Below are 13172 nucleotides of genomic sequence, written 5' to 3' on the forward strand. Positions count from 1 at the left end.
ATCTTTTTTGCCTACATGCCGTTTATTCCATTTGATCAAGCAAAATAAATTGGCCATCCGCTTCTTCCAAGCGGAAAATGACGGGACGCTCCTGCGGATGCTTGTTAGGCGCATGAATGGTCAGGCATAGCTGGCCTTCAAACGTTCTAAACAGCATGCCATGTCCCCCATCCTTCGCGAACAATGGCTCGGCGTCCTGAATCCATGGTCCAGTAATTTGCCCGGAAGCCGAGCGGGCAATGCCCATCGTATAGCCTTCCTGACCAGACGTCGACCACATCATGACCAGCTCGCCATTTGCCATCCGGTGCAGGAAAGGGCCGTCCGTGACGTAGTTTTGCTGATTGTCGCCGCCGCCGACCGACCAAACAGCATCCGAAGCTTTGAACAATAAGACCGGATCGCCAATAGCTTGCTTGAAATCACGAGTAATCCGCACCGCATACATTTCGCCGTCCTGTACCTGCACCCACTCCTTGCAGAACACCATCCATGGATCGCCACCATTGTCGATGAACAGCGTGCCATCCAGGCATTCCCACTCCGGCGGGGTCAGCGCCCGGCTCCATGGCTCGAACGGCCCTTGCGGCTGGTCTGCCGCCAGAACGCCCGTCACCCGCGGAATGCCGTCTGCTTTGAAGCTGGCGAACATATAATAGCGGCCTTCCCACTCGTATACCTCCGGTGCCCAATAATGATGGTCCGACCAGAAGTCCGGCTCAGGCCGGAAGCACGCAATGGGCCCCTCCCACCCAACGAGGTCGCCGCTCTCATAAACGTCAAAGCCTAGCGCTTTGCCGCTCCATACATTTTGCCCGGTGGAGCCGTACAAATAATATTTTTGGCGTGTTTGGTCGACTAGTATATACGGATCGCGAAAATGAATATCTCCCAGCTGTTTTTTGCTCAAATGAAACGCCCCTTTGCGCTAATTTAATCGTATTCACAAATGAATTAATGAAATCATTAATTAAAGAGCATATGAATTAACCTTACCTCATCATATAATTTGAGTAGCCTGATCGCAATCTTTTTTTGAAGGAGACAGCTCTGTGCTAATGGTGGCCCAGCATGCAACAAATTGTGCGGATATTCGTCTGAAATGAAAATGCAGGAAAAAAAATTATCGTTCATTTCACTAAGAGGAGTGCAAACATGAAAGCAAAACATATAACCGTTCAAGGATGTATTTTATTCGGCCTCTTAATAAGTGGCTGTTCGAATGATAGCCAAATAGGGACACCCACAGCAACCGAGAAGCCCATTTCAACGGCTCAGCCTGCGGCTGCCGTTACGAATTCGGCTGCTGAACTGGGCAGCCTTAGCTTTACTACGAGCCGTAACGCCGATGGCAGCCTAAGTGCAGCTTTGCCCGCTTCTTTCGGCCATTATTCCATGAGCAGCAGCCCTCCTGTCGAGCTTCAAGGAAGCATCTATCACATGGTCAATCTGTACCGCGGCGACGATATCGTTACAAATGCGCTTCTTTCGCACCGCTCCGGACAGGACGAGGTAAAGGTCGAATGGAGCGAGACGATTACCGATTCCAACAATCGCTGGTACAATTCTTTTCATCCCGGGAAGGAGCGGCAGCTTCTCAAACTGGACGAGGAACGGCTCGTGTTTCTTGAACCGGAAATCATTGGCGACGGCGGTCGCTACCACCTGTCCGCTTTAAATGCTAAATCAGGTGAAATGGCGCGGATTAGAGAGGATTTTTGGCCGCTGGGTGACGACTACGACTACATTTATCAATATCAATGGAACGAAGAGAAGCAGCAATTGTTTATGCAGAGCTATTTGGGGAACGTGTGGGTTTTCGACCTGCAAGGCGAGGACAAGCAGGATCGGGTGCCGGAAAATAAGTTCCGCGTCATCCCTCATTCGACGACCGGAGCCCCTTCGTTGTTCGTGTCACCTGACTTTGAACGTTTCGTCCACAACGATGAAAGCGGGGAGGTTGCTTTTTACACGGCTGACGGACAACCGCTTAAAAGTGTTAAACTTCCGGAAAAACGCTATGTCGCCTCCGAATTGATGAAGTGGAATCCGGCAGGCACCGTGGCCTGGATGGATACGGCTCCAGAGCAGCGGCATCGCATCACAGGCATCGATATTGACTACTTAAAGCTGGCTCCTCAGCAAATTCATTTTTATGACCGTGATGGACTGCTTATTGCTTCGTTGAAAGCCTCTTCCGGCGATCATTCAGCGATAGAAGTCGTTCGGTGGCTTGATTCTAACGTCGCTCTCATCAAAGCCTTTACCTATGCACTAAAAAACACGACGAATTATGACATAGAAGAAACGGATATTAGCTACTACAGCTATGATGTCATTCATGAAGTGAAAAAGCCCGCTGAAGCAGCGCCAGCAGCACCGGTCAAGGATTCGGCCGCCAAGGAGGAACCGCGCATTTCCGAGGATGGGCGAACCCTTATATATGAACAAGGTTAAAAATGGGGCGTAATTAAGCGGGCACTCTGCAGCAGCAGAGCAGCCTCTCCATCTTTCTGAATTGCAAAAGGCTGGCGATGGATTGATGTCCATCGTCAGCCTTGCCTTTTTTCAAACCATTGCCTCAGCTATGCACGGAGGACGCTTCATCCAGCGTATCCTGCTTTAAATCGACGCTGCCCGCTTCATCCATGAGCCCAATCAGCTTCTCAAGCGCTGAAATTTCCAAAGCTTTAATCGTTTCCACACATTGCTTCATTTTGCCAATGAGGAGCAGGTCCTCGCTAATTTCGAGTTTCAGATAGAGATTGCGCAGCACAAGCGTTTTGTCGATTAATAGTGAAAATTCATCAGCTAACGCAGTTGAAGGCTTAATCCTTCCCGTCTTGCTTAAATAGTCAAAAAGTAAGCGCATGCATTTTTTATGCTCATACAAAATATGAAAAGGCAAGCTTGAATGCGCGGTGCTCTGTTGTTCAATCCGGTCAAGAAATTGCTGCAAATCCGTATAAACATCGATGCCGTATGAGGCCTGCTCCCTCGGCTTCGTGAATAAAGGCATTCGTTCGTATGAATTTCTAGCGTACAAATAATCCCTCAGCAGCTTGCTCGCTAACGAAAAATTAAATTCATAATGCTCGACTTGATTTAATTCAATGACCACGATTTTGGAGCGATTTAACGCTTGTCCATAAATCCCCTGTTTCGCAGCGTGAACAAGCGCCGGAATGGAAATGGTGACTGCCGTATACTGGGCGTTGAAATAATCCATCAGCGTAAATTCATTTTTCTCCAAATCATAGCCCGTAATAAGCAATTGGCTTCTTCTATTGACCTTCCCATAAAAATTCGAATAAGGCACATAAAAATAATCGCAATTTATATAAACATATTGATTGTTGTCAATGCAGCTTTTAATAAACTCCTCTAATGGAGTCAATTGGTTAATTAGACTCAATTCTATTTCTTGCGTATAAATCCACGGGTTATTGTTGTGCCTCCAAATAAGGGGCTCCCCTAAATAAAAGCTCAGCCAATGAATGTCTTTATCGAAGGGCTTATCTGTATACAGCTGTATAAAATGATTCAATATCCAGGCATGAGACTTTTCATCGTTGCTCATGACCGCTAAAAAATGGGAATATCTTTTGTACCCCACAACCATTGGTATCGTTACAGGCAGCATCTTTTTTGTCAAACGATCCTTCCTTTCTCATTATAATTGAGGGCTTGTCACAATTATTTTTTGAGAAACTCTAGATGAAGATGACGCAGTATGTAGACAAAACCGCAGCAAAACACCCCTTCTTACATCCTTATTTGTAATAATTATCCTATAATTGTAACGTATTCGTTAACAAGCTGCAATCCTTTTTGATCAATCGCCTCTAGCGCTTTGAGTTTTTGCCCATACTGAACCTTTGACCCTGGCACTAAAAAACCAGCTGCACGAATAACATATAAACGATCGTACCGCCCGCTATCGATAAAAGCATATTTCCACGCCAAATGTGAAGCAAAGCAACAATCGCAACGGAAATCAGCTCGGGTACACCGTGGTTACCGGAGAGCAGACTGACATCCTTTAAACTGTATATTACCAATAGCCCTAAAGCCGATGACGGAAGCACCGTTCCAAGATATTGGACATATTTCGGAGTGGAGCGCCCTGCCGGGAAGAGGAGAAAGGGCAGGAATCTTGTAGCCATCGTTCCCAAAACAACCATTGCGATCGTAATACACCGCTCTAATAATGTCATCGTCAAGCCTGTTCACCTGCGCTTTCAAGCTTTGTTCTTAATAACGTAAGGAAGAGAAGAATAGTAAGCATCGCTGGTAAAATGAAGCTGCTGCTATCGAAAAGAATCAGACTGAGAATCGATAATGCCAGCCCGATTAAAGCACTGTGGTGCTTCCTTTCCTTCTTCCACTGTTCAATAAAAATGACAACAAACAGAGCTGTCATGACGAACTCAAGACCTTCCATATTGATATTCACCAATGGCCCAAGGATTCCGCCAATAGCGGCGCCAAGCACCCAATAACAATGGTTAAGCAAGGTGACGAAAAACATGTACCATCCTTTGTCCACTTCTTTGGGGATATTCGCCGTGTAATTGATGGAGAAGGATTCATCGCAGAGCCCAAAAATTAAGTAGATCTTTTTCATGCCTGTCCCTCTATATTTTTCAAGCATCGATATGCCATAAAAAAGATGGCGAGCGTTAACCATTAACGCAAGAATTAATGCACCTAATGGATTAAATGCGGCAAGCAGCAAACCTACAGCGACAAATTCCATGGAACCAGCAAAAATCAATAGGCTCATAGCAATGGCATACCCGGCATGAAAGCCAGAAATATTCACAAAGATCCCGTATGCCACTCCTAAAAATAAAAACCCGGCAAAGATAGGGATGGTATGCGGGAAGGCTGTGCGAAATGCGGAATACATTTCTTTTTTGTTATTCATGAATGTTGTTTTCCACCTCAAACTTCATTATTTCTTTGCTAATCATAACGGTGCAAATCCATACAATCAACGGTATAATTGTATGCATTACAATTTTGCGAGGTATCGTATGCCGATTAATTCTTTCGTTGATTACCCTATGTCGTGGAGACCCGATAAAACGATATTGAATCGTCCCCTTTATTTATCCTTAGCCGAGTTATTAGAGCATGATATAGCAATCGGCCTATTAGCTCCTGGCACAAAGCTGCCTCCTCAGCGTGAGCTGGCTGATTTTTTAGATGTGAATTTCACGACGATTACGCGTGCATACAAAGTTTGCGAAACGAAAGGATTGATCTATGCCGTTACCGGCAGTGGCACATTTGTAGCTCCGAATGCTGCCCGTTCCATTACGATTTCAAAAGACAAAGTTGCGATCGACTGTATTGACCTTGGATTTGTCGCGTCCTTTGAACAAACGAATCGGCTTGTTGCATTAGCGGCTAAAAAAGTAGCAGAAAAAAGCTATATGGAAGGGTTGTTGAATTACAACGATCCAACGGGACTTCCTCACCATAAAATGGCGGGATTAAGTTGGATGAAGACGGTGGGAATCCACGCGAAAGCAGAGCATGTAGCGATCGTTTCGGGGGCACAGAATGCGCTGGCCATCACTTTATTGGCTTTATTTGAACCTGGGAACCGTATAGCTGTGGATGTATTCACCTATACAAACTTTATTGAAATCTCAAAGATGCATCGGATTCAGTTAGTTCCTGTTTTGGCTGATGAGGAGGGCATGCTGCCGAGCGAGCTGGAGCAGCATTGCCGCCTGCTAGACATCCATGGCATCTTTCTCATGCCTTCCTGCTCGAATCCTACGACGGTCGTTATGTCCGAAGCGCGAAAAAAAGAGCTTGCTGCTGTCATTCGCAAGCATCGCTTGATTTTAATCGAAGATGATATTCATGCTTTTTTAACGGCTGGCTTGATGGACGATTACCCAAATCCGATGTTTCAAATGCTTCCCGAGCAAGCCATTTACATCTGCAGCACCTCCAAGTCCATTTGTTCCGGGCTTCGAGTCGCTTATCTCGTGTATAGTGAGAATTTCAAAGAACGAATTGAAAAAGCGATATTCAATATTAATGTTAAAACTTCTTCGTTGAACGCCGAGATTACAACCGAGCTCATCTTATCAGGGGCAGCCTATGAAATTGTGGAGGAAAAAAAGCAGCTCGCACAAAGAGCCAATCACCTATTTGCAGCGTACTTTCCAGTACCTTCGTGCAAGGGCCATCCCTTAAGCTTTTACCGCTGGCTGCCAATTTCGAGCAAACAATCGGCCGTGCAAATCGAAGGCGCCTTACTGGAGCAAGGCATTTGTGTTTTCCATTCGGACCGATTTCTTAGCGGAGCAGGCATAAAGGACAAATTTCTGCGTATAGCACTTGCGTCAACAAATTCCTTTGAGGAATTAGAAAGAGGCTTGAGCATTTTGAGAAGCTCGGCAATTGTATAATTCACAGCTATCTTGAACGCTGCTATTTTTCATTTGGCGACTTAGGGCCGCTTAAATCCAATTGATAAAAGGCCAGGTCCAGCCAGTCGCCAAATTTATACCCTGCTTTTTTTATTATGCCTGCATATACAAAACCCAGCTTTTCGTGGAGCTTAATACTTGGCGTATTAGCTGCATCAATTCCCGCAACGATGGTCGCATATTCTCTTTTGTTAGCGGTATCAATAAGCTCTTTCATTAATTTTGAAGCAATGCCCAGATTGCGAAAATCCTTGCTAACATAAACTGAATGTTCAATTGCGTATTTATAAGCCGGCCATGGCCTGAATGGCCCAAAGGTGGCAAAGCCGGCAATTCTTCCCCCCTTCTCATATACGAGCACTGGATAACCGTCCTGTTTTTTATTGTTAAACCACTGTATTCTTCCATTCAGAGTATCCGCTTCATAACAATAAACAGCCGTTGTATGCAATATAGCATCATTATAGATATTTAATATTTCCGGCAAATCCTTGTTTAACGCTTCCCTAATCATTATCGTCATTCCTTTCGCACAAGCGTTGTTTTTCCTATCGTATCAATCCCAATAAAATTCGTAAAATTGAACTTTTCATTCGTTTGCCATAAAATAAAGTTATAGCAAAAAGCATGGCTGAAGGCAGGTATAACAATGACATTTCAACAATTACGATATTTGGTCGAGGTTTCTAAACACAGCTCTATTAGTAAAGCCGCCTCCGCGCTTTATATGACACAGCCGAGCATCAGCAAGGCCATACAGGATTTAGAAAAAGAGTTAGGGGTACTCATTCTTGATAGAAGGAATAAAGGGGTAACCTTTACTAAAGAGGGTACGGAATTATTGTTTTATGCAAAGATGCTCTTAGAGCAAATGGGTTCTGTTGTTGATCACTTTAACAAAAAAAATACGACCGAATTGAAGAAGCTCTCCCTTTCATCCCAGCATTACAGCTTTGCAATTGAAGCTTTTTCAAAATGGATGAATGATTTTGCTGGGCATAAATATGAGCTGACCATGCGGGAAGGAAAAACAATCGATGTTATTGAGGATGTTCACTTAGGCAAAAGCATCATTGGCATTTTATCGCTAACTCCTTTAAATAAACATTATTTTGAGCGCTACTTCCTCTCAAAATCTTTAATCTTTACTCCTTTGACTTCTATTAAGCAGCATGTTTTTCTACGTAATGAACATCCTCTAGCTTCATTTGAATCCATTGCTTTAGAGCAATTGAAGCCCTATCCTTATCTAACATACCAGAAGGATGACATGCTGCTTCATTTTGCGGAGGAAGCAATTAACATGAATACACTCGAAAAACTAGTTTATATAAATGATAGAGGAACAATGAATGATATTCTCTCCAATACAAACGGATACAATATTGGCACAGGCAGCATCGTCAAAAACAATTTAAACCCTCCCCTTATAGCGATTCCCTTGGAAAATGGACATCCAATTGAAATTGGCTACATAAGGCGCAATGATATTATTTTGCCAGAAGAAATTAAGGTTTACATTGAGCTTGTGTCAGAAGCATTGGAAAAAGCAAAACCAAAAAGTTGATACATAAGCTAATAAACAAGAAGGCAGCCGATTCCATTCTTCCTCAGTTGGAATCGCCGCCTTCTGCTTATTTCCCTTCATTCTCTGTACGATTGCTTAATAAGCAAGACCAGACTCGTCCTGAAATTTAAAATGGGAATTAGTCACATAGCCTCTCGGCAAAGCCGGCATATTGGTAAAGGTCGATTGCAGAGCGATGTGCTGCTTCGTCTCGCCGCTTTTTACGATGCTGTGTAAAATTTCCAGCGCATGATAGCCCATCTCCTTGCTGGCCCGGTTCGCTCTGCCCTTGCGCATGGACCATGCCATTTCTGCAACGCCAAGTCCTCTGCTCTCCTGCGTAAAGCTATGGGATTGCTGCATCACCATCGGCTCCGTGTTCCCCTTCAGTATAACTTTGACCTCCCCTCCAAAAAGGTTGGGATCTGACATATACATCACGCCATCCGTGCCGTACAGCACCAGCGTAGGCTTCTCTGGGACTATCAGTATGGAATTGGAGTCAAACAGCAAGCTGCCGACCGCCCCGCTCTCAAATTGCAGCGTGCCAGCCATTAGATTTTCACACTGGATTTCGTAGCACTCGCCGAGCTTTTCCATATAATAATGCTGCCGTTCCTTGTTCAGCGTCTTCGCAATTCCGGAAACCTCCGCAACAGGTCCCAAAAGGCTCAGCAAAGCGGTAATATAATAAATGCCTACGTCAAAACCGATACCCGCGCCGGGCTTAATCGCATTCGGGGACAGCTCCGCGAAGAGGGATACATCCCGGCTCAAGGCGCAGTGAGCGGATGTAATCGTTCCGATCATCCCGCTTTCGACTACATATCTGGCAGTCTGAATGCTGGCTCCGAGAAACGTATCCGGGGCGACGCCCAGGTATAGGTTTTTTTCATCCGCAATTCGCACAAGCTCGGCCGCTTCCTCCAGCTCCAGCGCCAGCACCTTCTCGGTATAAACATGCTTGCCAGCTTCCAGCAGCTGCTTGACGACACTGTAATGGGCGGTCGAAGCTGTCAAATTAACAACGAGCTCAATAGAGTCATCTTCCAAAATTTGCTGCATGGAGAGCGCTTTAATGTTGTATTTTTCGGCAGTGCGCTCGGTCTTGTCCAAATTACGATCATAGCAGCCGACAACCTCTAATATACGAAACTGGTTAATCATCGTGCTTAAATAGGCGTCGCTAATCGCTCCGCATCCAATAGTAGCTACTTTTACAGGTTTTAAAGCCGTCATCCTAGTCAACCCCTTCTATATTATAAAAAATAGCTCACGCCCCGAAAATGAGCATCGTCATTTGTTCATCCGGGATTAGAACGTTAGGCCTTCAAGCGGTACGAAACAAAGGCAAGCTTGCGGCTGTCCGGCGCCCATGAATTGACGTTGATCGTGCCTTGACCGCCGAACAGCTGGGCAATCGTGCGTGACGCTCCGCCTTCGGCAGGCATTAAGCGAAGCTCCACTTGTTTGTTCGGCGGGTGCTCGCCGGGGGCAACATCTTCGGTGCGGTAGGCCACATAACATACCCATTTGCCATCGGGAGACACATGCGGGAACCAGCTGTTTGCTTCGTCAAAAGTCATTTGCTCCTGATTTTCCCCGTCAGCATCCATGCGCCAAATTTGCATGAGGCCGCTTCGCGTCGAATTAAACCAGATCCAACGGCCGCATGGGGAATATTCAGGCCCATCATCCAAGCTTCCTGGAATATCGGTCAGCTGCGTTTCGCCGCCGCCGCTCACAGCAATCGTATAAATATCGTATTGACCCTTTCTTTCCGCACAATAAGCAAGCGTCGAGCCGTCAGGAGACCACCCATGCAAATAGCTAGGAGCATTCGGCGTTACAAGCTCCGGCGTGCCTCCCTCCAGTGGCAGCACATAAATTCGGGAGCTTGCATCCTCTTCCGTAAAATGGCTGACCGCAAGCCTCGTGCCGTCGGGAGAAAGCACATGATCGTTGTTGCAATCGATCGCAAATCCGGTTTCAATCTGCTTAACCGTTTGGCTGTCCAATTCGTAGGCGTACATGCGGCCATTGCCGTTATAAACTAGAAATCGGCCGTCCTGCGTCCAATTCGGAGCTTCAATGACATAGTCGAATTCTCGTAAAATCGTCCGTTCCCCCGTAACGATATCGAGCGTTTCCAATAGGCTGCAGCTATCCCGCTGCTTCATCAAAGCTCTGAGCGTATGAATGTCCACTGTCCCAATCCCCCTCTGATATTTAAAATGGCTTATGGTTTCATGTCTGATGCGATTAGTCCGCTTATTTCACTTCGTCTAAAGGCTTGGCCAGCCCTTTGACCAGAAGCTCCATTAAAGGGCTAGTGTCAGCCAAGTTGTTAATGCTGAGCTCTAGCCCAAGCTGCGCTTTCGTGTCCACATAGCTGTACGAGCCTTTGCCGAAATAGCCGACATGATACGGCTGTTCTGCTCCGATGCCCTCCAGCGTGTCATACATCGCCTTCCGGTCATCTACAAACAGGCAGAAATGGAATACGCCTTGTCCGTTGTTGTCCAAGAAGGTTCTCCATGGACTCGGCGTTTCCGCTGGCTGCATGAGCTCTAGTATGAAATGCCCCAGCTCATATTTGGCGACCTTGCAGCCGCTATATTCAGCGGCCTTCTCATGCGTATAGTGAAGCAAGCCTTCCGTCGGAAATATTTCTACAGGCGCCTGCTGGACGCCGAGCACCTTGGACCAATTGGCGCTGGCCTGCTTTGCATCATGAACGACAAGGCAGATCTGGGTCATTACAGGTGGCGATTGAGTCATCATTTTTTCCCACTCCTTCGATTTGTTTAAAAGCCATGCAGATGAATAATGATGCAAAACATGAAGCTAGCTGGTGTCCATACAATGTGTTAACGTTAACATATCACTCGCAATCATTATGTTAACGTTAACACATTGGTAATAAAACTAGGCAAGGCTTAACTAAGCTTACGCAAAAAATCTTCCAGCTAACGCGGTGCTGAGGCTAAAAAGCAAGGAGCACGGAGCCCGATGGGAAAACCCGCCCGGGCCGAAGGAAAGGCCGCCGTCTTCCTTTGCAGACCGTCTGGCTTTAGTCGCCCTTCCATTCTCGCACCGTATGGCGATCCATCAAAAACGGGTCTATCCCGATTGTGCAAGATGAGGCTGTCTGGTCATTCATTCGCTGCAAAAGCAGTTGCAAAGCATGATCGCCAATTTCCTTAAATGGCAAGCCGACGGAAGTAATCGGCGGTGACAGCAAAGCGGACAGCGTGTTGTCATATCCGATCAGCGAAAGATCATCAGGTACGCGAAGACCGCGTTCATACAATATCTGCAATACTCCGCAGGCGTAAATATCAGACGTCATAAAAATCGCTGTAGGCGGCTGCACGGCCCTTAAAAGCTGGTCGATTGCCATTCGGCCCGCCTCAATCGAATATTCGGGCATCACCTGCACCCACTCTTCATGAGGGGCAATTCCCGCCTCGTTCAGCGCATCCAAATAACCGGCATAACGATCCTCTTCCACCTGATGCCCCAGCTTGGAGCCGATAAAGGCAATTCGCCGATGGCCCTTTTGCAGCATATGCCGGACTGCACCTAATGAGCTCGCACGATCATTAACGACTATGCGGTCTACCATCGGCATGTCATAGGTTCGTTCGATCATCACAACCGGAATGTGATTTTCAATTAGACGCCCAATCAAGTCTTTGGAAATGGAATGATAGGAAGTCAGAATGACTCCGTCCACCCGGTGGCCGATCAAGTCGTTAATTTGCTGCTCTTCCTCGTCCAAGCCCATGTGGCTCGTCAGCGTCAGCACATGGTAACCGCTGCTTGCCGCTGCCGTATTAATCGCGGAGCTGATCTCCTTGAACTGCATATTGGTGTTGAATAGCGTCAAATGTCCAATAATGTTGCTGCGGCTGCTTTTCAGCCCCTGTGCAATTCGGTTTGGAATATATCCTAATTCTTTGATGATGCGTTCGATTTCCCGGCGCTTATCCTCAGACACATAACCGTTATTATGCAAAACTCTGCCGACGGTCGCAAGCGAAACACCAGCTGCCTTAGCCACATCCGACATCTTAATATTCATTTTCAGTCTCCAGATTCCCATATGTTATCGTTAACATATTAACATGTTATATTCGTCAGGGCAATATGATTGAAAACGCTTTTTTAATCTTTCTTTTCGGGATGCTGTTCTCCCCTTCTCTGCATCGCTCGGTAGGCGCTGGGTGAAACGCCATTTAGCAGCTTAAACATTTTGCTGAAGTGAAACTCCTCGAAATAGCCGCATAGCCTGCCTACCTCTTTAACCGGATAATCTGTAAATTGCAAATAGCCGCAAGCCTGCTGGTTGCGCAGATGGTTCAAATATTCTTTCGGTCCCATGCCTGTATATTTGAGAAAAAGCTTTCGCAGGTATGAGGCGGAAATGCTGTATTCCTTCGCCAGCTGCTCAATTCGCAAGTTTTCCCTATAGCTGCCCTCCAAATGCTTTTTTATTTGTTCAAAGGCGGCGAAAGCTCCCGATTCAGCCAAGTTCCAGTCCGGCTGTTCAATCTGGTGCAGCCTATGCAGCAATATTTGCAGTTTGGATTGGGCAATGCTAGCGCCAGCCGCAATTCCTGCGAACCAATCCTCATGTGCTTCACGAAACAGCTCCCCTAGCTCTTCCGCTTGCTTGGGCGGATATTGACTTAAAAAAGGGAGCGTAAGCTTGTTTATTGGTTTAACCTCCCCCCACATCACATCATAGATAAGCTCCGCACAATCAAAGAGAACCATCGTCATGCGGAGCGGGGCGTGCGGCTCTGAGCGCATGGACATTTCAAGACCGGGCTTTAAATAAGCGAGCATGCCCGCCTGTACTTTATGCTCCGTGTTCGTCAGAAAGGTCCCCTCTCCCCCATGAATCCAATACAAGCTGTGCACATTCACAAGATTGCGAACATCCTCCCAGCCCGGATACGTTATTTTATCGAGAACGAAATGAATGTGCAGCACTAGGTTATTCGTGTGATAGGGCATTAGCTCCAGCTCTATCCCCCCCTCTCCGATCTCGCTTCAATGAAGATCGATTTTTACATGCGATTGCAGGTTTATTCCATTCCGCCTCAAAACGCCGCATGCTATTATCCATATTATCAAACGAT

Annotated in this window: 13 protein-coding genes; 3 read left to right on the forward strand and 10 right to left on the reverse strand. The window is 46.3% G+C overall.

What is annotated here, in order from left to right:
• Positions 1-22 precede the first annotated feature (22 nt).
• Complete coding sequence (locus BBD42_RS29865; RefSeq protein WP_099521116.1) at positions 23-910, reverse strand: glycoside hydrolase family 43 protein; 888 nt, start codon at positions 908-910, stop codon at positions 23-25.
• A gap of 245 nt (positions 911-1155) precedes the next feature.
• Here BBD42_RS29865 and BBD42_RS29870 point away from each other — a divergent pair, with 245 nt between their 5' ends.
• A complete protein-coding gene (locus BBD42_RS29870; protein WP_099521117.1) occupies positions 1156-2457 on the forward strand; it encodes a hypothetical protein in 1302 nt (433 codons plus the stop codon).
• A gap of 124 nt (positions 2458-2581) precedes the next feature.
• Here BBD42_RS29870 and BBD42_RS29875 read toward each other — a convergent pair whose 3' ends face one another.
• The 3 genes from BBD42_RS29875 to azlC all read right to left on the reverse strand — a co-directional run bounded on the left by BBD42_RS29875 (position 2582) and on the right by azlC (position 4930).
• Entirely contained in the window at positions 2582-3655 is a 1074-nt protein-coding gene (locus BBD42_RS29875; protein ID WP_099521118.1) for a hypothetical protein, read from the reverse strand.
• 235 nt (positions 3656-3890) lie between these two features.
• The gene (locus tag BBD42_RS29880; protein WP_481855993.1) at positions 3891-4217 is read right to left on the reverse strand and encodes a branched-chain amino acid transporter permease; all 327 of its coding nucleotides are present in this window, start codon (positions 4215-4217) and stop codon (positions 3891-3893) included.
• A 2-nt stretch (positions 4218-4219) separates the two neighbouring features.
• Positions 4220-4930 carry an azaleucine resistance protein AzlC gene (gene azlC / locus BBD42_RS29885; RefSeq protein ID WP_099521120.1) on the reverse strand — a complete coding sequence of 237 codons (711 nt, stop codon included), beginning with the start codon at positions 4928-4930 and terminating at the stop codon, positions 4220-4222.
• Between the two features lie 109 nt (positions 4931-5039).
• Here azlC and BBD42_RS29890 point away from each other — a divergent pair, with 109 nt between their 5' ends.
• Positions 5040-6434, forward strand: coding sequence for an aminotransferase-like domain-containing protein (locus BBD42_RS29890; protein ID WP_099521121.1), 1395 nt, complete (start codon positions 5040-5042; stop codon positions 6432-6434).
• A gap of 22 nt (positions 6435-6456) precedes the next feature.
• On the opposite strand, the gene BBD42_RS29895 is transcribed toward BBD42_RS29890, so the two are convergent.
• A complete protein-coding gene (locus tag BBD42_RS29895; RefSeq protein ID WP_099521122.1) occupies positions 6457-6969 on the reverse strand; it encodes a GNAT family N-acetyltransferase in 513 nt (170 codons plus the stop codon).
• Positions 6970-7104: 135 nt separating this feature from the next.
• Between BBD42_RS29895 and BBD42_RS29900 the strand changes: the two genes are divergently transcribed.
• Positions 7105-8022 (forward strand): LysR family transcriptional regulator, encoded by a 918-nt coding sequence (locus BBD42_RS29900; protein ID WP_099521123.1) that lies wholly within the window; start codon positions 7105-7107, stop codon positions 8020-8022.
• 96 nt (positions 8023-8118) lie between these two features.
• Here BBD42_RS29900 and BBD42_RS29905 read toward each other — a convergent pair whose 3' ends face one another.
• The 5 genes from BBD42_RS29905 to BBD42_RS29925 all read right to left on the reverse strand — a co-directional run bounded on the left by BBD42_RS29905 (position 8119) and on the right by BBD42_RS29925 (position 13047).
• Positions 8119-9261, reverse strand: coding sequence for a Gfo/Idh/MocA family protein (locus BBD42_RS29905; protein WP_099521124.1), 1143 nt, complete (start codon positions 9259-9261; stop codon positions 8119-8121).
• An 83-nt stretch (positions 9262-9344) separates the two neighbouring features.
• Positions 9345-10229 carry a TolB family protein gene (locus BBD42_RS29910; protein ID WP_237163280.1) on the reverse strand — a complete coding sequence of 295 codons (885 nt, stop codon included), beginning with the start codon at positions 10227-10229 and terminating at the stop codon, positions 9345-9347.
• 64 nt (positions 10230-10293) lie between these two features.
• On the reverse strand, positions 10294-10806 hold the full coding sequence (locus tag BBD42_RS29915; protein WP_099521125.1) for a VOC family protein: 513 nt from the start codon (positions 10804-10806) through the stop codon (positions 10294-10296).
• Between the two features lie 289 nt (positions 10807-11095).
• Entirely contained in the window at positions 11096-12109 is a 1014-nt protein-coding gene (locus BBD42_RS29920; protein ID WP_172455671.1) for a LacI family DNA-binding transcriptional regulator, read from the reverse strand.
• An 83-nt stretch (positions 12110-12192) separates the two neighbouring features.
• The gene (locus BBD42_RS29925) at positions 12193-13047 is read right to left on the reverse strand and encodes a helix-turn-helix transcriptional regulator (RefSeq protein WP_099521127.1); all 855 of its coding nucleotides are present in this window, start codon (positions 13045-13047) and stop codon (positions 12193-12195) included.
• Between the last annotated feature and the right edge of the window lie 125 nt (positions 13048-13172).

This window comes from Paenibacillus sp. BIHB 4019 (assembly GCF_002741035.1).
GTDB lineage: Bacteria > Bacillota > Bacilli > Paenibacillales > Paenibacillaceae > Pristimantibacillus.

Bases quoted from the DNA above. Each gene is read 5' to 3' on its own strand.
- BBD42_RS29920 (WP_172455671.1), bottom strand. From the start codon at position 12,109: ATGAATATTAAGATGTCGGATGTGGCTAAGGCAGCTGGTGTTTCGCTT.
- BBD42_RS29905 (WP_099521124.1), bottom strand. From the start codon at position 9,261: ATGACGGCTTTAAAACCTGTAAAAGTAGCTACTATTGGATGCGGAGCG.
- BBD42_RS29900 (WP_099521123.1), top strand. From the start codon at position 7,105: ATGACATTTCAACAATTACGATATTTGGTCGAGGTTTCTAAACACAGC.
- BBD42_RS29890 (WP_099521121.1), top strand. From the start codon at position 5,040: ATGCCGATTAATTCTTTCGTTGATTACCCTATGTCGTGGAGACCCGAT.
- azlC (WP_099521120.1), bottom strand. From the start codon at position 4,930: ATGAATAACAAAAAAGAAATGTATTCCGCATTTCGCACAGCCTTCCCG.
- BBD42_RS29870 (WP_099521117.1), top strand. From the start codon at position 1,156: ATGAAAGCAAAACATATAACCGTTCAAGGATGTATTTTATTCGGCCTC.
- BBD42_RS29915 (WP_099521125.1), bottom strand. From the start codon at position 10,806: ATGATGACTCAATCGCCACCTGTAATGACCCAGATCTGCCTTGTCGTT.
- BBD42_RS29895 (WP_099521122.1), bottom strand. From the start codon at position 6,969: ATGATTAGGGAAGCGTTAAACAAGGATTTGCCGGAAATATTAAATATC.
- BBD42_RS29880 (WP_481855993.1), bottom strand. From the start codon at position 4,217: ATGACATTATTAGAGCGGTGTATTACGATCGCAATGGTTGTTTTGGGA.
- BBD42_RS29925 (WP_099521127.1), bottom strand. From the start codon at position 13,047: ATGCCCTATCACACGAATAACCTAGTGCTGCACATTCATTTCGTTCTC.